Genomic DNA, 25,643 nt, shown 5'->3' on the forward strand with positions numbered 1-25,643 from the left:
CACAAATAAACGGAGGAAGGAGTGTAGACCGGTTGTCTATTCGTAGTCTTCTTCGGTACCGTCGGCGGTGACACCGTCGTCGGTCGAGATGTCATTGATGAACCCGGAGTAGCGGTAGGTGTCCGAGCCACCGCCGACTGCACCGGAGGCGGTGTTGACACCGACCGAATCCTCCTGGGTGACACCTCGGGTGTCTTTGACTTCGCCGCTCGTGGTGAACGAGTAGCTCCCGTCACCGGAGAACTGCACGGTGTTGTAGAACAGCGACGGGTCGACCGGCTGACCGTTCAGCACGATCAGGGCGTCACCATCGCGGTCGAGACCCTCGAACACACCGTTGAAGCGGTAGCGGTCGAAGCCCGTGCCGCCGACCGCACCGGAGGCCTTCTGGTTGTTGTCGCTGACCTCGTCCTCACTGGAGAGGCCGGACGAGCTCTGGATCGCACCGTTGCGCAGCTCGAAGTTGTACGAGCTGTAGTTGCCGTTGCCGCGGACGGTGACGACCGACTCGTAGTTGCTGGGGTCGACCTCTTCGCCGTTGACGTAGACGGTTGCGCTCTCGAAGACGTAGAGGTTGCGCAGGTCGCCCTCGAACGTGTAGGTGTCCTCGCCCGAGCCGCCGACTGCACCGGAGGCGGTGATGCCGCGGACGCGGTCCTCACGGTTGGGGTCGTCAGCCTGAATGTCGCCGGAGGTACGGAACGAGTAGAACGCGTACTCGCCGCCACCCTCGACGCGGAGGGTGTTGGTCTCGGCGACGCCGCTGCCGGTGAGGGAAGTGGTCGTACTACCGTCGTTTTCGGTGTTGACGTAGAGGTTCGCGCTCTTCGGACCGGTCGAGTCGGGCGTGAAGCGCACGCCGAGGTCCGCACTCTCGCCGGGTGCGAGCGTGAAGCTCCGGTCGTCGCCCGGGCTGCTCACGACGGAGAACTCGGACGCACTGCCCTGATTGACGTTGATGCCGAAGCCGCTGACCGTCACGGGCGAGCCACCATCGTTGGTGACGGTGACGGTCTCGTCGCTACTCTCGCCGACAGTGACGTCACCGAAGGCCTGACTGTCAGGCGCGGTGATGCTGCCGGGTTCTTCTTCGACACCGTTGCCCGAGAGCGAGACCGTCTCGGTACCGTCGTTCTCGGTGTCGATGGTGAGGTCGCCGCTCTTCTCACCAGCCGAGTCGGGTGTGAACTGCACTTCGATCTGCTGGGTCTCCTGCGGCTGGAGCGTGAAGTCAGCACCGCCGCCGACGACTTCGAACTCGTCGGCATCAGCGCCGCTGATCGAGGTCTCGTTGACCGTCACGGGGCCGTTGCCCTCGTTTTCGACGGTCACGGTTTCGGTCGAGGACTCGCCGACGGTGACGTCGCCGAAGTCTTGGTTCGACTGTGCTTCGATGTTGCCGCCCTCGCCGCCATCGTCGCCGCCACGGGTGACCTCGATGGTGTCGGTCTGCACTTCGTACGGTGCCTCTGAGCCAACGAATTCGTCGTCGTAGAACGTGTTCTGGGTAATCGTCCCGGTCTGGTCGGGGTTCACGCTGAACGTGATCTGCCCGTCCTCACCGGTGTTACCAGATCGGTAGTTCTCGGTGTGCAAGTCGACCACGCGCGGCAATGGGTCGTCCTGAGCGTTCGACGTGCTGACAGTGACCTCCGACTCGCCGCTCAGTGGAATCGTGTCGGGACTCGCGTCAGCGTTGAGCGGTTCGAAGGTGTAATCGGTCGGGTTGAGGCCAGCGTAGTTGAACAGGCTCTCGGTTTCCGCAGGCTGCGTAGCAGCCGCTGCAGATGACTGTTGCGGTTGGGCGCTGTCCCCGGCGACCGCCACGATGTGCGTGACGACCGACTGGTTGAACGCGTCTCGCCTCTCTTCGGTGCTGTCACCAGTGCCTTCACTGGTACCGGCGCTCTGGTTATACGCGAACACCGTCGCGTTGATGTTCACGACATCGTCGTCGTCAGCACCGGTCCGTTCGCTAATAATAGCGAACTCGTCGTCGCCGAGTTCGAGGTTGTTGCCCGACGTGGTGCCGTTGGTGTCGTCCACGGTCACCTCGTCACTGCGGGCCTCGAACGTCCCGCCGTCGATGTCGATGCCGAACTGACTGCTCTCGTTGATGGTGCTCCCATCGCGCGGGTCAGTGGCACTGAGTTCGACGGACGTCCGAACGCCCTTCGTGAAGGGACTCGTCTTGTTCACCTGCACGTTCGGCGTCACGACCTCGATTTGCGTGGTACCCGTGAAGGTGCTGTTGCTGAACGTAGCGTTCACCGGCGCATTTGCACTGGCAGTGGGCTGAATGTCCACGCGGTACGTGTCGACATTGTCATCGTCGTTGGTGTCGACGTACTCGCCGTCGCTGGGGGTCACATCGCTACCGTTCTGGGTGATGCTGGGGTCGAGGTTCGACAGCTCCGACCCGTTCAGCTGTTCGCCGTTCGCGGAGACGGTGAAGTCGGTCGTGTCGGTCTTCGACACCAACAACTGAGTCCGGTTGGCCGTCACCATGAGCTCGTTCGGCGTGGCCGTGACGTTCTCGTAGGTGATGGTACCGTCAGCGTTTGTGATCGGGTACCGACCACTCTGGTCCGGCGTGAACTGGAAGCTGACCTGTCCGTTCGCGTCGGAGGTGCTCGCGTCCAGTATCGCGTTGTTGGAATCATCGTCGTCATCTTCGCCAGCCTCAGTGTCACGGAGCGCGAGGGTTTGACCCTGGATTCCCTCACCCTGATCGTTCGTGAGTTGGCCGTTGATGACCACTGTGTCGTCGCCGGCCGGCACTTCCGACGGCTGGATGCTCAGGTCGTAGGCCGAGGTGACGGTTGCCGTGTCCGTGTCACTGGCACCGTCGTCACTTTCAGTGTTAGGTCCGGTTGCCGTCACCTCAACCGTGTAGTCACCCTCAGCCTGCGGATTGATGCTGAACGAGAACGTGTCATCCGCGCTGCTCCCGCTGGTGACCACGTTGGAACCAGGACCAGTCACCGTGTACTGGTAGGTTTCGTTGGCCGCGTCACCGTTAGTGACCTCGACGATGACGGTATCCGTGTTGCTTCCCGGTACGACCGTATCCGGCTGGACATCGATGTTGAGGTCGTCCGTTCGCTCGTCTGCGGCCACGGTCCCGGCCGTAAAGGCGATGCCGGTCGCGAAGACCGACACCACCATCAGCGCGGTCAGTACGACCGCGCGGGATTTCTCATGTCCGCTCATAGGAGCGCTCCTGTTGTTCGTGTGCGATACGTCCGTCCGATATCGTTTGTGTTTGTCATCTGATGTTGTTTAGTGGGGTAGCACTGCCATCGACCCACTGTCGACCACCACCCATCCGCCGATGGATGGGATTTCTCTGGCGGCTCGATTGATGGACTGGCAGCACACTCCTTCCTCCACTACCACTCCCAATACCCCCTCTCCTAATAAAATTACCGCCGAGGAGTAGTGATACTATAAGACACGGCACGTAGGACAAACCACTGACCGGTGGTAGATTAGTTAGAATAAGTATATAATACCGTACGGGGATTCAACTGTATCATGTTTTCCAGTCCGTAGTGTTAGTAGCTGAACTGCAGGGTATTCGTTGACTACCCACTACTATGTGATGAGTCGGCAGATCACCCGCAAGTGCCGGGTACGCTCATTATGGAAATCTCTCGGTAACTCATGAGTGTGTGAAATATACCCAAAGATTTATTGTAAAGCCCGCAATATCACCATTGTTGATGAAATTCAACAATCCAAACCAGAAGGCGGAATCTGAGCAGCGTTCGCTGAGTGAAAACGAAAGCTCCTCCGAGCTTTCTATGGTGACACGACGGCGATTTCTCGCAACGACAGGAGCAGTAGGTCTTGCCAGTACGGCCTCGGTCGCCACTATGGGGGGTGTTGCGAGTGCCGACCCGGGTGAACACCTCCTTGAAATCCAAGGCATGGGCGAGCGAGCGGGCTATTCGTTCGCCGTTGATGGTAATCTTGAGAAAACCAGTGGCGGTGGCGCGAACATCAATAGTAACGATATCATTTCTGAGAACGGGGCGAGCGGGGAGGTCGGCAGGGCGGCGGACGCCTACACGTTCGACGGCGACCTGCTTGCGTTCAAGCTCGACGGCGAAGCAAACGTGCTCCTTGACGGCGAGGCAGCGCATGTCGGCCGTCGTCCGGACTATTTCCTCGAAATTCAAGGTACGGGCGAGCGTGCGAGGTATTCGTTCGCCGTCGAAGACAATCTCGAAAAGAGTACCGGACACGTCGCTAACATCAATGCCAATGACGAGATCGAAAACCAGCGCGGGCGAGGGGAAGTTGGCGCGGCAGCGGACGCCTACACGTTCGACGGTGCCCTTCACGCATTCGATATTCGTGGAGTAATGCGGGTTCTCCTCAACGGTGCCCCAGCTCATGTCGGCCGACGGCCTGACCACGTCATCACCTTCCGCGGCACGGGCGAGCCAGCACAGTACGACTTCACCGTCGACGGGAACCTCGCAAAAACGACCGCTTATGGCGCTAACATCAACGCCAACGACACCATCTCGGGTACCAGAGCGAGAGGGGAAGTTGGAACGGGTGCCGATAGCTACACCTATACTGGTGGTATCTCTCGATTCGATCTTGACGGCTCTGCTGACGTGCTCATCGATAGTGTTGGAACTCTGCGGAGTCAGTAACGTCAAATGACCTCTGTCGTATGAGTAGAGGTAGTCTCGTGCCCCATTATATTTTCAGGCAGTAAGCTGCCAAGCCGCTCTCAAGGTGTCATAGAACTTTTCACACACCCCAGTAGCACCCTGAGAAACGGTGTCTAAGAAGCAGTCAATATCGCTGCCATTTAGAGATGGTGACAGCAGACTTCTCAACCGACAGCCGAAACTATGCCAACCGTTCTATGACACTCTACACCCTGTATACTCCGCTTTGCACGTTGAGTGTTTGATAGATAGCTCCCCTCAAACGGGCACAAAACGTGATCTTCTGGTGCATTCAGGACATCAGCGGATCGATGAATCAGTGTGCTGCAAGAGAGTCACAGGTCTACGTCCGGTAGCCGAGGTCGCGGAGGTTCTGTTCGACCCGCTCGAAATCAATTTTTTCGGTCCCCTGGACCGGCTGCTCGGCGACGATTTCTTGGCGGTCACCGTTGTGATAGATGTGCCACGGAACCGAGACCAGCTCCTTGACGTAAACACCCTCAGGATGGCCGTAGGACCGTATCGGCAGTGGACGCTCGCGCTCGCCGAGAAGTTCGCCATGGTCGGCGGTCACGACGATCTTGCCAGCGAGGTCGTCGAGCAACGGTTCGACGTCATTGAGCACGAGGTCGAGGTTCTCGCGGTAGGCTTGAAGGACCTCTTCATGACCTACATTACTGTGGCGGATGGTATCGATCATGTCACCGCTAAAATCGAACCGGCTGCCGAGCGGTCCGAGATAGGGCTGGTGCGGTTGCATGAAATGGACGACAAGGCGCTTGTTCGGATAGCGCTCGGCGGCCTCGCGCGCAGCGGCGGCGACAGTTTCGGGACGGGAAGTCAGCCCGCCGGCCGTATCGCGTTCGACGAACTCGAAGGCATGGACCGCCGCGCCAATATCGTCTTCGAGTTTCGCGTACCAGCCGTTGGCTGAAACATACACTACGTCGTGAAGGGTCTTGCCGGCGAAGTTGCCGCGGATGAACTCCGAGCTGGTCGAGCCACGCGAAATTCGGTGTTCAGTCCGGCCGGGCAACGTCGAACGCTGCACGAACTCGTCGTACCGGCAGGCATCGAGAATCACTAACGCATCCCAGTCTTCGGCGAAAACGTCGATGCCGGCCGGGTTGTATCCCATGCCGACTCGGGCATGAGTATACAATTTGTTGCACTCTGAGAGCGCTCGCCGAGGGGCCGCGATGGCACGCCGAACGTCCTCAAAGGTATAGTCATGCCCCCCTACCGCTCGTCTGGCCGCCTCAAACAGTCCCATTTCACTCACCTGCCCGTTGAGCACCACGGTCGAATCATAAGCGTTCCTACCTCGCTTGGAAGCGTTGCCGAACGGATAGTCAGACGTTACTGAAGGTAGCCGAGGTCTTCGAGTCGGGCTTCCGTCTCGTCAGTCATCGAGACCGCTCCGGATGTGTCGGCGTGGTCGAACGTATCGAGCCACCTGTCGAGTTCAGCTTCGAGCGCGTCGACCCGTTCGGAACGTTCGGTCGCGAGATCCGCTGCTTCCTCGGGGCCCTCTCCCAGCTCATAGAACTCACGCGTGCCGTCCGAGCCTCGAATCAGTTTCTCGTTGTCGGTGCGGATAGCCCGCAGCGAGCGGTCGAACCGTTCGACGTCGTCCGTAAGCGTCCCGACCCGTTCGCGGAGCGCCTCCATCGACGGCTGTGGGGCCATGTACTCGGCAATGGCGTACTCGCGAGGAGCAGTCTCCACTTCGGGATGGAACGACCGGCCCTGAGAGGCGTCGCGTAGTTCGGGGGCGTCGATGTCGGCCGCGTCGAGCAGCGTCGGCGCGAGGTCGGTGAGCTGCACGAGATCATCGACCTGTCCAGTTTCGAACCCTGGTCCGTGGACGACGAGCGGTACGTGGAGCAGGCTGTCGTAGAGACAGTACTGGTGGTCCATCAGTCCGTGGTCACCGATGTTCTCGCCGTGGTCGCCCGTTACGACGAACACGGTGTTCTCGAACTCACCGGCGGCTTCGAGGTGCTTTCTGAGCTCGCCGATGCGGCGGTCGAGGTAGGCGAGCTCTGCCCGGTAGAGTGCACGAAGGATGTCGAACTCTCGGTCGGTGAGGTCGACATCGCCAGCAATGTATCCCCATGCGTCCTGTGGTACATCCATCGCCTCCTCGTAGGTGACGCCATCCGGGAGGAAGCGCTCGGCAACGGCTTTCGGCGGGCGGTATTCGAGATGAGGTTCGAGGTAATTGACGAAGCAGAAAAACGGGTCGTCGCACTCGCGTTCGGTGAGCCACTCCCGAACCCACTCGTTGGTCCGCTTGGCTCCGTCGTCGGTTCGCTTGCGGAAGAACTGGCCGTAGACGGCGTTGGCGACGTTGACCGCTGGGTTGCCCTCTGTAAGGCGCGCGGCGAGTGCGCGCATCATCTCTATTCCCTGTTTCGTGCGGGCGATCTCACCGAGGTCGGTGTCGGTTTGGACGTACTGCCACGTCTTGTAGAGGGTGTCGAACCCGCGTGCGAAGCCGAACTCTTCAGAAATCCACGTGTTGTTCGAGACCGCGACTGTCTCGTACCCGCTCTCTTGGAAGGCTTCGGCGAGGGTTGGGAGTCTCTCGTCGAGATGCTTGTGGTCCGCGTGTGCGCCGTGTTTCGAGGGATAGGTGCCGGTGAACAGCGAGGCGTGGGAGGGGAGCGTCCATGGCGCGCTAGCGATAGTCCCAGTGTATTCGGTGCCCTCTGTAGCGAGGCGGTCGAGTGCAGGGAGGAAATCGTGACGCTCGCCGACGGTCTCGCGGGCGCGGGCGGTGTCCATCACGACCACCACGACGTTCGGGTAGGCTGTCATCGAATATCGAACGGCGAACGCGCCGGCGTAAATACGTTTTCAGTCGTGGTAGTCAGTCAGTTCACTGTAGAGGCTGCGATATGCGGCCGCAGTCGTACGGATATCGAAGATTTCGGCGGCGCGCTCGTAGCCACGTCGGCCGTACCCGTCAGCCTGCAGGACCGCGACCATCGCGTCGGCCAGCGCATCGGGATCATTCGGTGGAACCAACAGCCCGGTTTCACCGTCGCCGACGATTTCACGGAGACCGGGTACTGTGGTGGCAACAACGGGGAGTTCGGCCGCCATTGCCTCCAGCCCAGCGATGCCAAGCCCCTCCATCTGCGAGGCGATGACGAAGGCGTCGGCGAGGGCATAGTGGCAGTGGATGTCGGCGGGCGGGACGCGCCCGGTGAGTGTGACGTTTGCGGCGAGTCCGCGCTCGTGAACGGCTGCCCGGAGGTCGTCCTCACACTTGCCCCAACCGACAAGCAGCAGTTGTGCGTCGGGATAGGTGGTGAGGACGGACTCCATCGCCATGATGAGGTCGTACTGGGATTTCGCCGGCACGTAGCGCCCGACACTCACGAACACCGGACCGTCGTCGATGCCGTAGTTTGCTGTGAGTGCCGTGATGTCGGCGTTGCGAACCCGTTCGTTAAACCCACTCACGTCAATGCCATTATAGATGGTACACCACTTACCGTCCATGCCCGGCTCGTAGCCGTGCGCCGCGCCAGTGAAAGAGCGCTCGACGCCCGCGGAGATGGCGACAGTCCGTGCGTCGAGTGGCCGGGTGAGCCGTTCGAGTAGACCAGTTATCGGATGGTAATGTTCGGCAACGCTGTGTTGGGTGCTTATGACCGTCTGGCCGCCGAGCCGCCCGAAAACGCGCCCGAGTGTCTGTGCATAAGGAAGATTAGTATGGAGAATATCGAACTCCTCTTGAGCGAAAAACCGAGCCATTCGTGCGAGCGCACGCGGGTCGAACTTGAACGCCGCACCAAAGTCTACAACGCGCGCGCCGGCATGCCTGAAGTCGGGCACGAGATCGTCGTCACCTTCGATGAAGCAGACAGTATAGTCGATATCGTCAGCATCCGTCTGCTGGACGATATCGAGTAACAGCGTCGGCGCGCCACCCGGAGCGAGCTGGTTGATGAGAAAACAGACGTGCATTGCTCGTTAATAAGTCTCGGCCACCAGCTGTGGAAAACCTACTGGTTGGCCGCGAGCTGGGACGACCACTCGCGACCCAACTACGAGCAGGGGAACAACTTGAAGCAACTTTCCTCCAGACAACGATTATCCCGGGAGAGGACGCAGATTCCACCATAACTCCCACAAGAACCTGGCGAGGACGACAATTCCTACGACCACGAGGTGACATACGGCGGAACGACCGTCAAATCCGATACAAGTTCCGACCACTCGACCACGACATTGAGGCAACTACTCGGTTGAGGTGACAGCGAACGCTGACCACTCAGGCGATGGCAGCGAGGGTCAGGATAGTGACAGTCGGTGGTTCCCAATTGAGTTGAGAAGCGGAGCTAAAGCGCCGGTCTGATTGCAGAAGATGTCTGGTTGGGTGAATGTGTTAGAGCTCCCTCAACCAGACGGCTTCCTTTCGGCGTGGAATGTCAAAGGAGTGGCGGCAGATGTGATCGGAGAGCTTCCCCTGCCAGGGATCGAGGGCTCGCCCCTCGATCCTGGCGACATCTGGTCCGTCGTTATCCTTGCCAGCACCAATCAGAGCTCCGTTCGAGAGGTCTGCGCCGAGAATCACGAGGCTCCCTGCGACGATACCGTCTTCGACTGGCTCCATACCCTTGATCGAGGCTGGCTCGAGTTCGCCGCTAACCTCCTGTTCATGCAGTTGGCCATGACGATCCTCGACCCCGAGCGGTCGAGGATCGTCTCCATCGATTTTGTCGACAACCCCTATCACGGCGTTCATCTCGACGAGGAAGGCGAACTCTGTCGAATGAGCCCAAAGACGGCACCACTACCTGTCACCGCTACTGCACCGCCTACCTCGTCTCGAACGGCAAACCGATCACGCTTGCGATGACCTACGTCCGCAGCGACGAGAAGCAAGCCGACGCGGTCGAGCGCGTCCTCGACCGCGTCGAGGCCTATCCTTTCGAGATCGAGCTGTTGCTGGCTGATTCCGGCTTCTACAACGAGCGCGTCATCCGCCGCTCACGAGAGATCGCTGCGACAGTCGTGCCGGTCGCCGAGAAAGGCGACCGGCTCGAAGAGAAACTCGAGACGCACAAATCGTACATGACGACCTACCGGATGTACAAGGACAGCGAGCGGGAACTGGTTTCCCGCTCGCGGTTTCAGTCTCGTATCAAAACGGCGATCGTGGCAAGCACGGTGAAGTGGTCCGGGGGTTACGCGGCGTGCGATCTGGGTGAGCGCACGCCTACACAGGTCGAACACTGCTACCGCAAGCGATCGGCGATCGAATCCAGCTATCGGCTGTTTCGGAGCGCACGAGCGGTAACGTCGACGCAAGATCCGATCGTGCGGTTTGCGTTCGTGGTGGTGAGCTTCCTGTTGGAGAACCTGTGGCTGGTGCTGCGATGGGCGGTCGTCGCCCGCCCACGTCGGGCGGGCGCGACCTTCCTGAGAAGTTCACGTTCTCGGTGTTCTGTGATTGGATTCGACACGCGTTGGAAGAAGAGTTGGAGCGGCGGTGGAAGATCGAGATGAATGGTGTCGACGTGCCGGACGCGTACACCGCGGCCGCGGGCTGAGGCCAGCCCGCGGCCTCGGGGGTGCCCTTCGTGAGCTCCAGCTGTTGGCTGGGTTCGTGAGGAGTCGGTGCTGGGAAGCGTTGAGTACGCAGCGGCGCTTCTGACCTCCAGCCAACCGATCCACTGCGATGTTTATCTCGACAGCTCACCGGTTCAGAGGAGATGTTGAGATTTCAGTTGGGAACTACCGACAGTGATGACGAGGCTCTCGGTAACAAATCGGACGATTTTAGATGCTCATCGGAGAACGGTCGCTATGAACACGTTCGCGCGGCTGGCCCGGGCTGTTCGCAACCCTGTTCTTTTCGCCCGGCAAGCGAACCGGCTCTACTATCGGCGGTTGAACCGACGGCAGTATAACCACGACGGGGTCGATATCTTTGCCGAGGATTGGGATACGCTCGTTATCCTCGACGCGTGCCGATACGACATGTTCGAGCGTCACGCCGAGCTGCCCGGACGTCTCGAATCGCGCATCTCGCGTGGGTCAGCCACCACAGAGTTTCTTCACGCCAACTTCAGTGGACGTGACCTTCGGGATACAGTTTATGTGACCGCCAACCCGCAGCTCTATCGCAACCGGGAGGCAATCGATACTCACTTGCACAGCATCGTCGACCTCTGGCGCGAGGACGGCTGGGACGACGACTACGGGACCGTTCTTCCCGAAACACTGACCGAATACGCGCTGCAAGCCGCCAACGACTACTCCCACAAGCGTCTGATCATCCACTACGTTCAGCCACACTATCCGTTCATCGGCTCCGGAACTAACTTCGACAAGCATCATCTCGCAGCGGACGCCACTGAGACTGGCGAAAACATCTGGGGACAGCTACTGACAGGAGCGCTTGATGCCTCTCCAGAAGATATTTGGCCGTTGTACGTGGCAAACCTCGAACGAACCCTACCGCACATCCGAGAACTGCTGGAGACCATTGAAGGTCGAACGGTCGTTACGGCCGACCACGGCAATATGCTCGGTGAACGGTCGTTTCCGATTCCGATCACCGAATGGGGCCATCCACGGGGAATCTACACTGAACAACTGGTCCGCGTGCCGTGGTTGGTCGCCGAGAACGGTCCACGGCGATCCATCGAAGCGGAAGCGGCGACGGCTGGTTCAGAAACGGATGAAGAGGTCGTGAAAGACCGGCTCCGAGAATTGGGATATGTCGAGTAAGCGTAGCAATATCCATCGTAAAGACAGGTCCATAACACCTAAATAACCGACTCTACCTGTGGAAGATAGGACTGTGACAGACGTTTCAACCATCACCAAATCATTGACTACTCTCCGTTCGCCGCCGACGACTGTTGATCAGCGGATAGTAGTTTACTCAGCACTCGCGCTGACAGTGTTGCTGGTGGTGAGTGTCCCCGTTATCACGTTCGTAAGCAGCCTCCCACTTCTTGTAGTAGTCATAGCTGCCGGCGGTATCTATGGCGCTGGGTTGATTTACACCAATTCTGTTTTTGAAGGGCTATGTGCAGCTGTTTTGGTGCTGTGTACCTTTGCGGGGAACCTCCCGCTGGCGGCCCAACAACCCATGGCGGGTGCGTCGATCCAATTAAACCTACTGTTGGTCGATTTTGTCGCTGCCCCGCTTGCAGCACTATTGATAGTCTGGAACGGCGGAATTCGAATTTCCTTCGACCGCCAACTCAATATGGTTGTCGGCTACGGACTCGTTGGCGTCCTTGTCTGGTCACTCCTTTCGGCGGTTGTCAGCAACGGCCCTTCACAATTCGGGGCAATGGTGTTCGTCACCACTCACATCCGATATCTCCTCTTGTTCAGCGTCGGTGTCGCCATCATCCGTTATATCGGCTTCCGGACGGTGATTAATTCTCTACTCATCGTTCTCGGCGGCCACATCGCGTACGCTATTGCGGAAGTGCTCAACGGTGGCTCGTTCGGACTTAGCTATCTCGGCGATGCAGCCGGCATCACAATAGACCACTTTCTCATCGGTCCGTTTTCATTTGCCTCCTCAATGTATGCTGGCGGCTTCGTCGGTAATTCGAGAGGACTGACGATGCTTATCATCCTCCTGTTGCCACTCCTTATAGAGCGTATCGTCCGTGGGTCAGTCGTGCAGCGACTGCTTGCCGCCATCTACGCCGTCGGAGCTGTCTTCATCATACGGGCGTCGGGATCTGATGCAAGTCTGGGGGCGTTCTTACTCGTCGTTATCGCTATCGTCGCCGTTCTCACATATCTTGTTCTCACGACGGACGCCATCACTACAGCCTCCAATCGAATAGGATATATCTATGCGTACGCCTGTACGATCGGTGTAGGCTTGCTCACGTTCGTGTTGTATTCGGGCCGTGGAATCGCTGCACGCGAACGCGAATCTGGGCGCAACAACGGAGGGGGCGAAGGCGATGTGACCGGCGGAGCAACGGGAGGAAACACCGCTGCAAATCGACCGGAGACTCAGTCGATATCAGAACGCGCTGCCGACATACTGGGCGCAATCCCACTTGTCGATACCGCAAACCTATCGATAAGATTCAAGCAGTATGCAGCGGCAATCGAGATCGGCCTCACCTACCCCCTATTTGGTCTCGGTGGCCGTAACTTCCTGTTCGTCGCGGAGTCATATGGGATGCCATTTGCTGTTTCAATACACAACCTCTATTTCTTCTATCTCGCCGCCATCGGGATTCCTGGTGCATTGCTGCTCGTCGCTACACTTGTCGCAGTACTGCTGGCTGCAGTTGTCGAAGCCACGCAAGCAGGTCGTTCTCAACTGCGCTGGGGACTACTTGCTTGTGGAATATTCGGATTTTATGCATATGGTTTCTGGACATCGGGCCACATGGCTGATCCCACTTTCATGACGTTCTGGTTGCTTGCCGGAGCAATGGTCGGCGCGAGGGAGGCGAGCGAGCGTGTAGGGCAGCACACGCAAACTACATCTGCTACATGAGGGAGGAGTCTGCTTCAAACACGTATTTTGAGTCACTACAGTCTATCTTCGGCGGTGCTTCAGTATACGTTTTCGGACAGTTGTTCGTCAAACTCACCGGTTTTGTGATCAATGCATTGTTGGTACGCGGGCTTGGACCAGAGCTGTATGGTGTCTACGCCTACGCGAAATCGTTCATTGATCTCTCGAATACCGTCTCGACCCTCGGTTCAGATATCGCGGTATTACGGTTCCTTCCAGCATATGAATCGGACAAAGCACAACAAAACCAAATTCTAGGTGTGGCGTCGGCCGCTTCGTTCGTCGGAAGCATCCTCATCGCCACTGTTTTGTTCGCCCTCGCACCGTTAATCAATCAATTTACGCTCGATCAAGCCGTGTTTACGGACGTGCTTCGGGTATTCGCGCTCGCTCTCCCCTTTGATACGCTCGCAAAAATTATTAGTGGGACATTCCGAGGTCTCGAACTGCCAAAGTACCAGGTATTCGTCACAAAAATCCTCCGCCCACTCCTTCGACTCACAGCCATCGCAGTGGCTCTCTTCATCGGTCTATCCATACTTGGTACGATCGGCGTACTCGTGATTGCGAGCGTCGGCGTCTTCATCCTTGGCGGTATCGTCTTGATCTATCGTACGACCCTTCGCCCCACAGCGCCCCGTTCAGTCGCCGAAGCCTACGATTTTTTCGAGTACTCAGTACCTTTAATGCTCTCACAAGCGGGGACGGTACTCTACAACCGCATCGATGTCTTCATGGTCGGGTTTTTCCTCTCGTCGGAGGCTGTTGGGTTCTATAACATTGGGTTTCTCGTCTCTAGCATCGTCACGCTTCCACTGACCGGGTTCAGCCAGATATTCACTCCGATTGCCTCCAGATTGTTCGACGCCGACGAACACGACGAACTGGAAGCGCTCTATGCGACTGTCACCCGGTGGTCGTTGACCATCTCATTGCTGGCAGCGCTTATCGCTATCATTTACGCACACGAAATCCTCATGCTGTTCGGTCCGAGCGTCGTTCGTGGCGCGCCTGTCCTCCAACTGTTCGCTCTCGGACAGCTCTTGAACGCCGCCGTTGGCCCTGCAAATTACCTTCTAATGATGACCGATCACGAGCGGCTTTCATTTCTCAATCATTGGGTGTTCGGTGTGGCGAACGTCGCGCTTAACTACGTATTCCTCGTTGAATTTGGCTTTATTGGGGCTGCCTTCGCCACTGCAAGCGTTCTAGGCTTCCTAAACGTCGTTCGATGGGTTGAGCTTCGGCAGTTAGAGGGGCTCTCCCCGTATTCGTCACGCTACTACAAGCCGCTTCTCGCTGGCCTCGTGACAGCCGTCATCCTCCTCGCCGTAGAACAGGCCGTTGCCAGCATCACCCTCCTTATACTCGGTAGCTCACTGGGGAGTCTCACATTCGTGAGCGCCCTCTACGCACTCGGTTTTGAACAAAACGACATGGATTTCTTTGCTCAGTTACTGAATCGAATTTGATGACCCACAAGCCGGTATCATAGGATATCTCGCAGCTAAGACCAGTTCTTGACCGAGGACAAGCTTGCCAATTGTACCGGCGTGCCGGATGAATCCACAACGCTTAGGATTGCTTGCCATCTCGTTCACCCAAATGGCTAGTCTCGGCCGATATACGTTCAAAAACCTCGTCGCTGGACTTCGCAATCCTCGCATCTTCTTGGGCGAGGTCAACCGCTTCGGTATTGACCTCAATATCGCGTACCACCGGTTGGTTGATTCCGGATGTGGAACTCACGTAATGAAGGAGGATTGGGATAATCTCGTGATTTTGGATGCATGTCGCTTCGACATGTTCGACGAACAAAATCCGATTCCAGGCAATCTTCAGCAACGGCGATCGCTCGGAAGCGATAGTTGGGAATTCCTGCAGAAGAACTTCGCTGGAGGAACCTTCCATAACACCGTCTACGTCACGGCGAACCCGTACGCGACGCGGCTTCCTGAGGGGACTTTTCATGCCGTCGTTGATCTCCTTGACGACGAGTGGGACCCGGAGCAACGAACTGTGTTGCCGGAGACGGTGGTCGCTGCGGCTCGGGAAGCCTTCGAACACTACCCGGACAAGCGACTCATCATCCATTTCATGCAGCCACATTATCCATTCATCGGAGCGGCCGGCGACCGCCTTGAACACACTGGTCTCGCACGGCCGGACGGAGACGAGCGCGCCGACAACAAACGCCACATCTGGGGCAGCCTCAGACACGGCCGCGCCCGAAAAGAGGATGTCACCGACGCCTACCGAGAAAATCTCAATATCGTCCTCCCGCATGTCGAGACACTGCTGGAATCGCTATCGGGGAAATCCGTCGTGAGCGCCGACCACGGAAACCTCCTCGGCGAGCGCACGTCCCCACTGCCAGTGCGTGGTTACGGCCATCCGCGCGGCCTCAATTCCACCCCGCTTCGAACCGTCCCGTGGCTCGTCGTTGAGGGAACCGACCGCCGGTCGGTCGTCGCTGAACCGCCGGTCGAGACGGCCGGCCCGAGCGAACGAGTCGTCGAGCAGCGCCTTGAAGCGCTCGGCTATCGCTAACAATGAACTTCGGGAGTGCCAATGAATTGATAGCGAACCATCATGGGGCGACTCTCGTGACGGGACATGTCCTCCGATACTGTATTATGCCGCCGAGTGAATATCGTCGACGATGACTACATCGGCGTCCGCTCCGCTCGTGAGTGTTGTCCTGCCGACGTACAACCGACCGACATCGCTCCGGACAGCCATCGAATCGGTCGCCGGACAGACCTACGACCGCATCGAACTCATCGTTGTCGACGACCACTCCAACGTCCCCCAGCGGGAGGTCGTCGAGAACGCTCCCCATGAGGGGCTCGAAACAGTGGTTTTCGTCCGTCACGACGAAAACGAAGGGCTGAGCGGAGCACGAAACACCGGAATCGAAACCGCGAGCGGGCAACTGATAGCGTTTCTGGACGACGACGACTACTGGAGCGTGGACAAGATCGCGCGGCAGGTTGAGCTACTAGGTCGGTCCGGACCCGCGGTCGGGGGTGTCTACACCGGCGTCCGGTCGGTCGATGCGGACGGCAATCTCATCAACGTCCGAAGCGTCGATGTCGCCGGCGACATCACGAAAGCACTCCTGTACGATACGGTCGTTTCGATACCCACCCTGCTCGTTCGACGGAGCGCCATCGAGGAAGCCGGATCGTTCGACGAACGCCTCCGGGTGTACGAGGACCGCGAGTGGATGCTTCGGCTCTCGGAGGTCTGTGAGTTCGAATCGATACCCGACCCACTGTTGACGACACGGCGGGACGATGACCATGAGAGCTTGACGCCGGATTTCGAGACGAGACGTGACCTGAGCCACCGGATATTTCTAGAGACTGCGCGGCCGATCGCTGCCGATTACGGCTACGCCGTCGAGCGGAAGGCGACCGCATATTCCTCGTTTACGCTCGGGTACGTCGCACTGTCGCAGGGCTACTACCAAGAAGCACGCCAGTTGCTGACGAAGGCGGTGATTCGGTGGCCATTCGTTCCGAAGTTCTACCTCTATCTGTTGGCTGCGGCGCTCGGCGAGCCGGGATACGAAGCCGGACGGAAAGCCAAACGAACCGCAGTCAGATATCTGAATAGATATGGCAGATCCTAACGGGCCGGTACCGATACGATGATACCAACCTTCCGGACGGCTACGAAACACTGACGGAGACGTACCCGTCGATAGCCAGTTCGCGGAGCTCGCCAGTGTATCGGTATCGATCTGTTCCGGACAAGATAGCCCCCGTGGCTTCGCTACCGGAGATGGAATCCTCGCTTGTGAGCGAACCTGTCGGCCCAAGATCACCCGTCACAGCGAGCCGATAGCTCGCGTACTTGCCGGCCCCCGTGACGCTGATGAGGCCGGCCGAGCGGTCGAGTTCGACGTGAATTCGGCTGTCAACCGATAGCTGTTTGATGAGGCCAGAGAACGAGTAATTGTCGGTACCGCCGCCGACCGCGCCAGTGGCGGTCGATCCGGAAACCGTATCCTCACCGGTGAGACCATCCCCATCGACATCCCCCGAGACCGAAAACGAGTATCCAGTATATGACCCAGCACCATCGATGGCCAAGACGCGACTGGGCAACCGACCCACGTGTGCCGGTTCGCCGTCGACGGTCACGTTTGCCTCCCCGTCGAGAGCGAACGTCACCAACTCGCCCGAAAACACGTAGCTGTCGACACCACCACCGACCGCGCCAGTGGCGGTCGATCCGGAAACCGTATCCTCACCGGTGAGACCCCTCCCGTCGAGGTCGCCGGAGACCGAAAAGGAGTATTCGGTGTATGACCCAGCACCGTCGATTGTCAACACGTGGTTGGGCAACCGACCCACGTGTGCCGGTTCGCCGTCGACGGTCACGTTTGCCTCCCCGTCGAGAGCGAACGTCACCAACTCGCCCGAAAACACGTAGCTGTCGGCACCACCACCAACCGCGCCAGTGGCGGTCGACCCGGAAATACTGTCTTCGCTGGTGAGGCCCCTTCCGTCGAGATCGCCGGAGACCGAAAAGGAGTATTCGGTGTATGACCCAGCACCGTCGATTGTCAACACGTGGTCGGGGAGTTGGCCGACATGTGCCGGCTCACTGTCGACGGTGACGTTTGCCTCGCCTTCAAGCGAGAACGCGATGAGTTCTCCGGAGAACGTGTAATTGTCGGCACCGCCACCGACTGCACCAGTGGCGCTCGACCCGGTAATTCTGTCCTCACCGGTGAGACCCCTTCCGTCGAGGTCGCCGGAGACCGAAAAGGAGTATTCGGTGTATGACCCAGCACCGTCGATTGTCAACACGTGGTCGGGGAGTTGGCCGACATGTGCCGGCTCACTGTCGACGGTGACGTTTGCCTCCCCGTCGAGGCCGAACGCGATGAGTTCGCCCGAAAAGCGATAGCTATCCACACCACCGTCACCGCCCTGACCGGTCGCCGTACTTCCCGAGACGGTGTCGTTGTCGTCGATGGTTGCCCCCTTCGCAATCGACTTTTCGATGTCACCGCTGACGGTAAACTGGTAGGAGAACCGCCCGCTGGTGCCTTCGATTGATAGCTCGTGGGGGAGATCGCTGTCCTCGCTTGAGTTCGGCACCGGACAGGAGCCGCTCGTATCGATGTTGTTCGTCCAGACCGACGAGCCGTCCTCGACGACCTGCCGACCCGTGACGTCGATGGTGCTGTTGGTCACCTGGCTCCCATCGGAATCGACCAGCACTACGCCGTCGCGGCTGGCACCTTCCTGATGGATACAGCAGCCATCGACAACCGAGTCCGGACGGTTGAACAGCGTAACCCCAGCATTCCCATCGGCAGTCCCGGTGATACTCACGTTTTCGAGCGTCGCAGCGTGCGGTTTTGCCGGCGGGTCGTAGGCCCCGCCGCCGTCGGGTTCCTTCCCGAGAACACCGCGAACGCCGTCTTCGTCGACGCCGATGCGAGTGTTGTGAACACTGAACTCGCTGGCGGTCGCCTCGGCGACGACGCCACCGCCGGAATGGGGCGCGGAGCGAATCGCGATGTTACAGTTACGGATGTCGACGTCCGTCCGGTCGCTCTGGCGCCCCATCTCGACGCGCACGCCGCGGTAGTTGAGCGCCTCGTATGGGTTCGGTGCGTCGCTCGCGTCGGCATCCACGTCGAGTATTGCGTCGTCGACATAGCTGCCGGAACTGCCGATGCGGATTTGGTTGTTGTCGTTGTTGCGATAGACCCCACCCTCGAACTGGACGACGCCGTTCGTGCGGCTTGTGTAGGTCCCATTGCTGCCGAACTCTTCGATATGGCAGTCGCGGAAGGTCACCGTCCCGCGGGTCTCGATGCCGACCCAGATGCCACTGCGACCGTCGCCAGCGTTGTACGACCCCATCAGCCCGTGGTTGTTCGCTGCGAGGTTCCTCACTAGACCTGTGCCATCGGGCGAGCGAACGATGGGATAGAAGAAGTCCATCACGTCAGGGTTACCATTACTTGCCCCCTCGCCCGGCGACCAGCCAGGATCGCTGCGGGAAAGAGAATCGGGATGGATACCCTGACCGATGAGTTCGACGTCGTGGACCTGAACGTCGTCGTCACCGCCGAGGTGCAGTGCCGGCGTGGCCCCGTCGGCGCGCTGGTCGATATCGATGTTCTCGAAGAGTACGCCAGTTCCGCTGTCGACGACGAGCAACTTCTCATTGAACCGCTCGGGAACGACGAACCGGACGTCGCCCTCGCCGAGGAAGCCGACGTTGGTCTCGTTGAGAATCACGTTCTTCTCGGTGACCTTGTACTCGCCGGGCGGGAAGCGCAACAGCGTGAAGCTGTCGGCCGCGTCCCGTATCTGCTCGTCACACGGCTCCTGGCCCGTGGGGTCACAGCCAGCCTCCGCGACCATATCGACCGAGCGCTCGAACTGAATACCGCGCCGCGTGAACGCCGCGCTCGCCGCCCCCGACAGCATCGGCACCGACCCCACTGCGACGCCCGCGAGCTTCAGATACGACCGTCTGTCGACCGACAGATTAGTGGTATCACTCCCCACACTCCCCTGGTTCCCATCGCTGCGTTGCATCACTGCATTAGGCAGTCTCTTCCTAAAAAAAAGTATCGATTAACGTTCAATAGACGACACCGTGACAGCAAATAGCTTCGGCGACTGCCCTTCCCCACCGAGGGCGGCCGCGTGGGCGACGAAACCGAACCGCTCATGCTCGTTCGAGCGGGAGCGAAAGTCGATAATGACCGTTCGCAGCCCACGCACCGACCGCCCGGCTGCAAAGCGGCCGCGATGAACACGTGGCAGCGTCGGACGGCCTACTCGATGGGCGTACTCACGGCCCTGATGGTCGCCTACGCCGTCGTCTACGACTACGGCATGAGCGCCTTCGAAGGCGAACCGGAGACGTTCCTCCACTCGCTGCAGGTCGTCGTCGAGGCGTTCACCACGACGGGCTTTGGCTCCGATGCGCCGTGGACGAGTCCGGTGATGAACGTCCTCGTCATCGTAATGGATTTGACGGGGGTGGCGCTCGTTTTCCTCGCGCTCCCGGTGGTCGTCTTTCCACTGCTCGAAGAGAGCTTCTCGACGAGCGCTCCCACGAGTGCGGACCTCACCGCCCACGTGGTCATCTGTACGTACACACCGCGCGGCGAGACGCTCATCAAGGAGCTCGACAGTCGAGAGATACCCTACGTCGTCCTCGAAGCCGACCGCGACCGCGCCGACGGTCTCCACGAGGACGGCCTACAAGTAGTGCACGGCGACCCGGAATCGCCCGACGCGCTCGCACGGGTGAACCTCGCGGCCGCGCGGGCGCTCGTCGCCGACGCCAGCGACGAGGTGAACGCCTCCATCGCGCTCGCGGCCGCCGACAGCGACACCCGCGTGATAACGTTCGTCGAGGACACCGCGGTCGCCGACTATCACCGGTATGCAGGGGCCGACGACGTGTTCTCGCCGCGCCGGCTCGTCGGCGAGAGCCTCGCCGATAAGGTCACGACGGCGGTCTCGGCGGAACTCGGCGACGTCATCGAGATTGACCCCGAATTCGAGATCGCCGAACTCCCGGTCCAACCCGGCAGCGACCTCGCAGGTGCCACCATCGCCGACAGCGCCATCGGCGAGCAGACGGGCGCGAACGTCATCGGCGCGTGGCTGCGCGGGGAGTTCGTCAGCCCTCCGGGACCGGACACCCGTCTCGACGAGCACTCGCTGCTGCTCGTGGCCGGTCGGCAGTCACAGCTCGAACGGCTGAAGGAGATGACGATGCTGGAGACGCGGCCACGCCGGCGCGGTCGCGTCATCGTCGCCGGTCTCGGCGAGGTCGGCTCGACGGTCAGAGAGGTCGTCGAGACCGACGGTCTCGATACGGTCGCCGTCGACATCGAGGACGGCCCGGACATCGACGTCGTCGGCGACGTTACCGACGAGGCGACCCTGCGGGCGGCGGGCATCGACGGGGCCAGCGCCGTGATTCTCGCGCTCCCGGACGACACGCAGACGATCTTCGCGACGCTGGTCATCCGTGAACTCGCACCCGACGTGGAGGTGCTCGCACGCGCGAAGGAGACCGCGAGCGTCCGCAAACTCTACCGCGCCGGTGCGGACTACGTGCTTGCGCTCGCGGTCGTCAGCGGGCGGATGCTCGCCTCCACGATTTTGGACGAGGAGGTGATGGGCTTCGACAAACAGATCGAGGTGGTCAAGACACGCTGTCCGCGCCTCGCCGGGCGCACCCTTCGGGACGCGGACGTCCGTGCACGCACCGGCTGTACCGTCGTCGCGGTCGAGCGTGACGGTACGACCATCACGGATGTGGGTCCCGACTTCGAGGTGCGAGCGAGCGACGAACTCGTCGTCGTCGGCACCGACGCGGACATCAATCGCTTCGCCGCACTGTTGGAGTAGTCGCCCACAAAACATATGCTGGCGGTGGCTACACATCGCGGTATGTTCTCCCATACCCGTACCGTGACCGCGCTCGCGCTGGTGTCCCTCGTCGTGCTCGCCGGCTGTATGGTGGCGGTGGCGCTGGGGCGGGCGGTGGGGCCGAAGTCGCGTCCAGCGGTGGCGGCGCGGGCGGCGGGAACGGCCCCGGTGGCGGCGCTGGGACGGGCGGCGGGCCGGCGGCCAGCGCACAGGTAGGCGGTGGGGAGGCGCTCCAAACGGGACAGGCACGCATCAAGACCGGGCGTGCACGGTTGGCGGTCGGGAACGTCACCAGTACCAGCGAAACCCTGACGCGGGCCACGCGGCGGCTGGGTGGCTACGTCAGCGCATCGAGCGCGAGCACGCAGACCATCGACGGGGAGAACCGCACGACCGGGCAACTGGTGCTCAGAGTCCCACGTAGAAACTTCTCGGCGCTTTTCGGGCGTGTCACGGCCGCCGGGACGGTGCGTGACGAAGACACCAACACGACCGACGTCAGCGGGCAGTTGGTCGACCTCCGCGCGCGCCTGAACAACTCGCGGGCACAGCGCGAGCGTCTTCGGAACCTCTATGCGAACGCCAGCGATACCGAGGCCACCCTCGCGGTCCAGCAACGACTGTCGGCCGTGCAGTCACGAATCGAACGGCTCGAAGGCCAGTTGCAGTCGCTCAGAGGACAGGTCGCCTACTCGACGATTACTGTGGACCTCGAAGAACCCGTCGCCGACCAGCCGAGCGAGCAGTGGTACGACGTCGGCGTGCTCGGGGCCTTTCTCTCCTCGGTCGGCGGCGTCCTCACGGCGCTGCGGGCGCTCGTGGTCGCGCTCGCGTATCTCGGGCCGTACCTCCTCGTCTTCGGTCTCCCCATCGGAACGGTGGGGTACGCCGCCTATCGATGGCACGACGGGACCTGAACGATTCGGCGGAGCGGTTTTGGCGCTGGCGATGCGGTTCCGTACATGGAGTTCACCGTGATTCGGGGCGACATCGCCGCCCAGCAAGCGGATGTACTCGTGAACGCCGCCGGCACGAGTCTGGAGATGGGCTCGGGCGTCGCGGGAGCGCTCAGGCGCGGCGCGGGCGGCGGAATCAACGACGAGGCCGTCTCGCAGGGACCCATCGACCTCGGGGCGGTGGCGGTCACCGACGCCTACGACCTCGACGCCGAGTGGGTGATCCACGCCGCCGCCATGCCTCACTATGGGGATGGCCAAGCGACCGCCGAGAGCATCCGCACGGCGACGCAGAACAGCCTCGCACGCGCCGACGACCTCGGCTGTGAGTCACTCGTCCTTCCCACGCTCGGCTGTGGTGTCGCCGGGTTCGACCTTCGAGAGGGTGCGCGACTCATCTGTACGGAACTCGCGGCGTACGAGCCGGAATCGTTGACCGACGTGCGCCTCATCGGCTACGGCGAGGACGAAGTCGAAAGTATCCGTGCGGCGGCCGCCGACGTCCGGGACGGCCAGTAGGGAGCCACACCTCACAGTCACGACACCGGGCCAGCCGTCGTCAGCGGAAAGGTGGCTATCGCTTTGCGACGAGAGTGGTGAAAAAATCACCCCACGGCGCGGTGTAGTGGACGCTCGCCTCCGGTAGAGTGACTGCTCCCCGCCCTACTTCGCGCTGACGCGCTCGTTGAGGGCGGGGCTTCCCTGTTCCACGACGCGGTTTGCAGACACCTGCTGAAAGGAGGTGTCCGTAGGGACCGCAGTCTCCAAGGGCGTTGATTCGGCACAGCCCATGCCTAATTTGTCGAATCCGCGTTGCAGGATGTTCCACGCGGCGTTTGTGTCCCTGTCCGCTTCGAAGCCGCAAGCAGGACAGGAATGTTCGCGGACCCACAACGGCTTGTCCGTCTCGGCACCACACCGAGCACACTCTTTGGTCGTTCCTGCTGGTTCGACCTCCGCGAAGTGGGTTCCTTCGCGCTTGCATTTCCATTTCAAAAGCGTTCGGAACGTCGCCCACGCCGCACTCGCACGGCTGTGTGAGTTCGACGGCAGTTCCATCATGCTCTTTGCGTCCAACTTTTCGACCGCCACGAGATCGTAGGTCTCGGCGTACCACGTCGAGAGCTTATGTAGGAAATCCCGACGCTTCCGCTTGATGTCGGCGTGGCGACGAGCAACCTTCCGCTGTTGTTCGCGGTAGTTGTTCGACCCGTGCTCTTTGCGGGAGAGAACGCGCTGTTCGTGTTCTAACCGTTCCTGCTCCGTCGAGAGGTCCAACGACCCAACGGCAAGGCCGTCGGTGTCGTGGGTGTATTTGAGTATTCCAACGTCGATACCGACACACCGTTTCGGTTCGTCTGGTTTCGGAGGTGCTTTGGCGTCGGTGTCGATTTGGAGCGAAGCGTACCACCGTCCGGTGGCTTCGCGTTTCACCACGACGCCGGTTATCGTGGCGTCGTCGGGGAGGTCTCGGTGAGCAACCACGGGAACGTCGCCAATCTTCGAAAGGTGCAACCTGTCGCGGCCACTCGTTTTCTTGAGTTCGAAGCCGGTCTGGTTGTACGTGAACGAATAGTAGTCGCCTACACCTTTCCACTTGAGCTTGCCGACGTTGTAGCCCTTCTTCGCCTTCTTCGCGAGGTTTGAACGGTCCTTGTAGAGGCGGCGAACGACCATCTGAAGCACTTTCGAGTGGATCGACTGAAGGTCGGTCCACCACTGTTTGAGCTTCGGAAGTTGGTTCTGTTCGGGTGTGTATGACGTGTCTGCCAGCCGATTCATCCGATGCAGGAAGTGGTTTCGCACCTGCCGGCAGGTATCCAACGTCCACGCCAACCGCTCTTTCTGTTCGAGCGTAGGATTGAGCCGGAACCGGTAGGTACAGTTCATTGACGTTGATTCTCGACGTACTCGGTGAGCACGTCGAGTGAAACTTGTCCCGTCGAGACGAGACAGTACGAATCGTTCCAGAACGAATCTCCCTGTTCGTCCTTGAGTTCGGGAAACTCATTGCGAATCCTCCGCGCGGTTGCGCCTTTGAGCGTATTGACGAACTTCACGAGATCCGTCGTGGGTTTCGCCTTGAATAGGACGTGTATATGGTCGTCTTCGCCGTCGAGGTGCGAGACCTCGACACCGTAGTTGTCCGCGAACCCGCCAATGACCCCGTGGATGAAGTTGGTTCGGTCCTCGGTAAGCACTCCACGCCGATACTTCGTAACGAGTATCAGGTGATAGTGGAGAGAATAGACCGAGTGTGAATCTGAATCGAGGTCGTCGGGCATTGGGTTCGTTCATATGTATGCTACCCTAATGCATGAATCTTCCGAAGCATGGCGAATCAGACAAAGAACAGATGCTGACGGCGTTGACGAGACGCGAAGCGTCTCGTTTGCACACCAGAACGCGAAGCGTTCTGGGGACGCTGTATCCTCTCCCCACTCCGCTCCTTGTCCGCCGTTAGGGTCTAGCGCAAGTTCTTGACCTTTGGACGCGTATCTCTCTGAATGGGAGCGCGACGAGCTGTCGTTGAACGACACCTCTCAGACGAAGAACTGAGACTGGAAATCAAGAAGGCGGACGACCCGAAAGTCGTCCGCCGACTCTGTTTTGTCAACAATCTCTATGCTGGCGATACGATCAAAGAAGCCACTACACGGGTCGGTGCGAGTCGTAGCATCGGGAGTCAGTGGCTCGAACGCTGGAATGAGACCGGACCGAGTGGCTTGATTCCGCGCTTCGGGGGCGGCAGGCCCCCGAAGCTCTCCCATCAGCAGTCGCGCGATCTCCAGCGACTCCTCGAAGAAGGCCAACCGTGGACGACCGGTGAAATCACGCGGTTGATCGAAGACGAATTCGGTATCAGCTACCATCCTGGCCACGTTGGGCGTATCTGCCGCACAGTATACGGTATGTCGTACGCGATTCCACGGCCAGAAACGCCGTCTCGACCGGAGAATGCCGAAGAGATTCTCGCCGAGCGCCTTGTCGAGGCGCTCGGCGAGGAGGCTAATGAGGAGGCCGTTGATCCCGG

General features: G+C 60.0%; 19 protein-coding genes. 11 read left to right on the forward strand and 8 right to left on the reverse strand.

Annotated elements, in window-relative coordinates:
- Positions 1 to 36: 36 nt before the first annotated feature.
- Entirely contained in the window at positions 37 to 3,213 is a 3,177-nt protein-coding gene (locus ACQUQO_RS14615; protein WP_435078870.1) for a choice-of-anchor D domain-containing protein, read from the reverse strand.
- A gap of 593 nt (positions 3,214 to 3,806) precedes the next feature.
- On the opposite strand from ACQUQO_RS14615, the gene ACQUQO_RS14620 reads away from it, so the two are divergent.
- Entirely contained in the window at positions 3,807 to 4,670 is an 864-nt protein-coding gene (locus ACQUQO_RS14620) for a pre-peptidase (RefSeq protein ID WP_435078872.1), read from the forward strand.
- A 364-nt stretch (positions 4,671 to 5,034) separates the two neighbouring features.
- Here the strand turns inward: ACQUQO_RS14620 and ACQUQO_RS14625 are convergent, their stop codons facing one another.
- From ACQUQO_RS14625 to ACQUQO_RS14640, 4 genes are all read right to left on the reverse strand, one after another.
- On the reverse strand, positions 5,035 to 5,829 hold the full coding sequence (locus ACQUQO_RS14625) for a hypothetical protein (RefSeq protein ID WP_435078873.1): 795 nt from the start codon (positions 5,827 to 5,829) through the stop codon (positions 5,035 to 5,037).
- A gap of 221 nt (positions 5,830 to 6,050) precedes the next feature.
- Positions 6,051 to 7,514, reverse strand: coding sequence for a sulfatase (locus tag ACQUQO_RS14630; protein WP_435078875.1), 1,464 nt, complete (start codon positions 7,512 to 7,514; stop codon positions 6,051 to 6,053).
- 39 nt (positions 7,515 to 7,553) lie between these two features.
- Positions 7,554 to 8,672: a glycosyltransferase gene (locus ACQUQO_RS14635; protein ID WP_435078876.1), complete on the reverse strand. Its 1,119-nt coding sequence runs from the start codon at positions 8,670 to 8,672 to the stop codon at positions 7,554 to 7,556.
- Between the two features lie 421 nt (positions 8,673 to 9,093).
- On the reverse strand, positions 9,094 to 9,453 hold the full coding sequence (locus tag ACQUQO_RS14640) for a hypothetical protein (protein ID WP_435078878.1): 360 nt from the start codon (positions 9,451 to 9,453) through the stop codon (positions 9,094 to 9,096).
- 20 nt (positions 9,454 to 9,473) lie between these two features.
- Between ACQUQO_RS14640 and ACQUQO_RS14645 the strand changes: the two genes are divergently transcribed.
- The 6 genes from ACQUQO_RS14645 (at position 9,474) to ACQUQO_RS14670 (ending at position 16,858) form a co-directional block, all read left to right on the forward strand.
- The gene (locus ACQUQO_RS14645; protein ID WP_435078898.1) at positions 9,474 to 10,217 is read left to right on the forward strand and encodes an ISH3 family transposase; all 744 of its coding nucleotides are present in this window, start codon (positions 9,474 to 9,476) and stop codon (positions 10,215 to 10,217) included.
- A gap of 300 nt (positions 10,218 to 10,517) precedes the next feature.
- Entirely contained in the window at positions 10,518 to 11,444 is a 927-nt protein-coding gene (locus ACQUQO_RS14650) for a hypothetical protein (protein ID WP_435078880.1), read from the forward strand.
- A 73-nt stretch (positions 11,445 to 11,517) separates the two neighbouring features.
- Entirely contained in the window at positions 11,518 to 13,200 is a 1,683-nt protein-coding gene (locus tag ACQUQO_RS14655) for a hypothetical protein (RefSeq protein ID WP_435078882.1), read from the forward strand.
- Positions 13,197 to 14,693 carry a flippase gene (locus ACQUQO_RS14660; protein WP_435078884.1) on the forward strand — a complete coding sequence of 499 codons (1,497 nt, stop codon included), beginning with the start codon at positions 13,197 to 13,199 and terminating at the stop codon, positions 14,691 to 14,693. Before ACQUQO_RS14655 ends, ACQUQO_RS14660 begins: the two co-directional genes overlap by 4 nt.
- Positions 14,694 to 14,973: 280 nt before the next feature.
- Positions 14,974 to 15,771 carry a hypothetical protein gene (locus tag ACQUQO_RS14665; protein ID WP_435078886.1) on the forward strand — a complete coding sequence of 266 codons (798 nt, stop codon included), beginning with the start codon at positions 14,974 to 14,976 and terminating at the stop codon, positions 15,769 to 15,771.
- Between the two features lie 112 nt (positions 15,772 to 15,883).
- The gene (locus tag ACQUQO_RS14670; protein WP_435078888.1) at positions 15,884 to 16,858 is read left to right on the forward strand and encodes a glycosyltransferase; all 975 of its coding nucleotides are present in this window, start codon (positions 15,884 to 15,886) and stop codon (positions 16,856 to 16,858) included.
- A gap of 40 nt (positions 16,859 to 16,898) precedes the next feature.
- Here the strand turns inward: ACQUQO_RS14670 and ACQUQO_RS14675 are convergent, their stop codons facing one another.
- Positions 16,899 to 19,796: a hypothetical protein gene (locus ACQUQO_RS14675; protein WP_435078889.1), complete on the reverse strand. Its 2,898-nt coding sequence runs from the start codon at positions 19,794 to 19,796 to the stop codon at positions 16,899 to 16,901.
- Between the two features lie 216 nt (positions 19,797 to 20,012).
- Between ACQUQO_RS14675 and ACQUQO_RS14680 the strand changes: the two genes are divergently transcribed.
- The 3 genes from ACQUQO_RS14680 (at position 20,013) to ACQUQO_RS14690 (ending at position 23,128) form a co-directional block, all read left to right on the forward strand.
- Positions 20,013 to 21,632, forward strand: coding sequence for a potassium channel family protein (locus ACQUQO_RS14680; RefSeq protein ID WP_435078900.1), 1,620 nt, complete (start codon positions 20,013 to 20,015; stop codon positions 21,630 to 21,632).
- 293 nt (positions 21,633 to 21,925) lie between these two features.
- Positions 21,926 to 22,570 (forward strand): DUF4349 domain-containing protein, encoded by a 645-nt coding sequence (locus ACQUQO_RS14685; RefSeq protein WP_435078891.1) that lies wholly within the window; start codon positions 21,926 to 21,928, stop codon positions 22,568 to 22,570.
- A gap of 45 nt (positions 22,571 to 22,615) precedes the next feature.
- On the forward strand, positions 22,616 to 23,128 hold the full coding sequence (locus ACQUQO_RS14690) for a macro domain-containing protein (RefSeq protein ID WP_435078893.1): 513 nt from the start codon (positions 22,616 to 22,618) through the stop codon (positions 23,126 to 23,128).
- A 144-nt stretch (positions 23,129 to 23,272) separates the two neighbouring features.
- Here the strand turns inward: ACQUQO_RS14690 and ACQUQO_RS14695 are convergent, their stop codons facing one another.
- Complete coding sequence (locus ACQUQO_RS14695; RefSeq protein ID WP_435078895.1) at positions 23,273 to 24,499, reverse strand: RNA-guided endonuclease InsQ/TnpB family protein; 1,227 nt, start codon at positions 24,497 to 24,499, stop codon at positions 23,273 to 23,275.
- Positions 24,496 to 24,894, reverse strand: coding sequence for an IS200/IS605 family transposase (gene tnpA / locus ACQUQO_RS14700; RefSeq protein WP_435078896.1), 399 nt, complete (start codon positions 24,892 to 24,894; stop codon positions 24,496 to 24,498). The genes ACQUQO_RS14695 and tnpA overlap by 4 nt, the downstream gene beginning before the upstream one ends.
- 222 nt (positions 24,895 to 25,116) lie before the next feature.
- On the opposite strand from tnpA, the gene ACQUQO_RS14705 reads away from it, so the two are divergent.
- Positions 25,117 to 25,643, forward strand: a 527-nt coding sequence (locus ACQUQO_RS14705; protein WP_435078852.1) for an IS630 family transposase, incomplete at its 3' end; no start/stop codon positions are given.

Source organism: Halococcus sp. AFM35 (assembly GCF_051195015.1).
Classification (GTDB): Archaea; Halobacteriota; Halobacteria; order Halobacteriales; family Halococcaceae; genus Halococcus.

Bases quoted from the DNA above. Each gene is read 5' to 3' on its own strand.
- ACQUQO_RS14625 (WP_435078873.1), bottom strand. From the start codon at position 5,829: ATGGGATACAACCCGGCCGGCATCGACGTTTTCGCCGAAGACTGGGAT.
- ACQUQO_RS14620 (WP_435078872.1), top strand. From the start codon at position 3,807: ATGGTGACACGACGGCGATTTCTCGCAACGACAGGAGCAGTAGGTCTT.
- ACQUQO_RS14675 (WP_435078889.1), bottom strand. From the start codon at position 19,796: ATGCAACGCAGCGATGGGAACCAGGGGAGTGTGGGGAGTGATACCACT.
- tnpA (WP_435078896.1), bottom strand. From the start codon at position 24,894: ATGCCCGACGACCTCGATTCAGATTCACACTCGGTCTATTCTCTCCAC.
- ACQUQO_RS14630 (WP_435078875.1), bottom strand. From the start codon at position 7,514: ATGACAGCCTACCCGAACGTCGTGGTGGTCGTGATGGACACCGCCCGC.
- ACQUQO_RS14680 (WP_435078900.1), top strand. From the start codon at position 20,013: ATGAACACGTGGCAGCGTCGGACGGCCTACTCGATGGGCGTACTCACG.
- ACQUQO_RS14690 (WP_435078893.1), top strand. From the start codon at position 22,616: ATGGAGTTCACCGTGATTCGGGGCGACATCGCCGCCCAGCAAGCGGAT.
- ACQUQO_RS14615 (WP_435078870.1), bottom strand. From the start codon at position 3,213: ATGAGCGGACATGAGAAATCCCGCGCGGTCGTACTGACCGCGCTGATG.
- ACQUQO_RS14640 (WP_435078878.1), bottom strand. From the start codon at position 9,453: ATGAACGCCGTGATAGGGGTTGTCGACAAAATCGATGGAGACGATCCT.
- ACQUQO_RS14650 (WP_435078880.1), top strand. From the start codon at position 10,518: ATGAACACGTTCGCGCGGCTGGCCCGGGCTGTTCGCAACCCTGTTCTT.
- ACQUQO_RS14665 (WP_435078886.1), top strand. From the start codon at position 14,974: ATGAAGGAGGATTGGGATAATCTCGTGATTTTGGATGCATGTCGCTTC.
- ACQUQO_RS14670 (WP_435078888.1), top strand. From the start codon at position 15,884: ATGACTACATCGGCGTCCGCTCCGCTCGTGAGTGTTGTCCTGCCGACG.
- ACQUQO_RS14695 (WP_435078895.1), bottom strand. From the start codon at position 24,499: ATGAACTGTACCTACCGGTTCCGGCTCAATCCTACGCTCGAACAGAAA.
- ACQUQO_RS14635 (WP_435078876.1), bottom strand. From the start codon at position 8,672: ATGCACGTCTGTTTTCTCATCAACCAGCTCGCTCCGGGTGGCGCGCCG.
- ACQUQO_RS14660 (WP_435078884.1), top strand. From the start codon at position 13,197: ATGAGGGAGGAGTCTGCTTCAAACACGTATTTTGAGTCACTACAGTCT.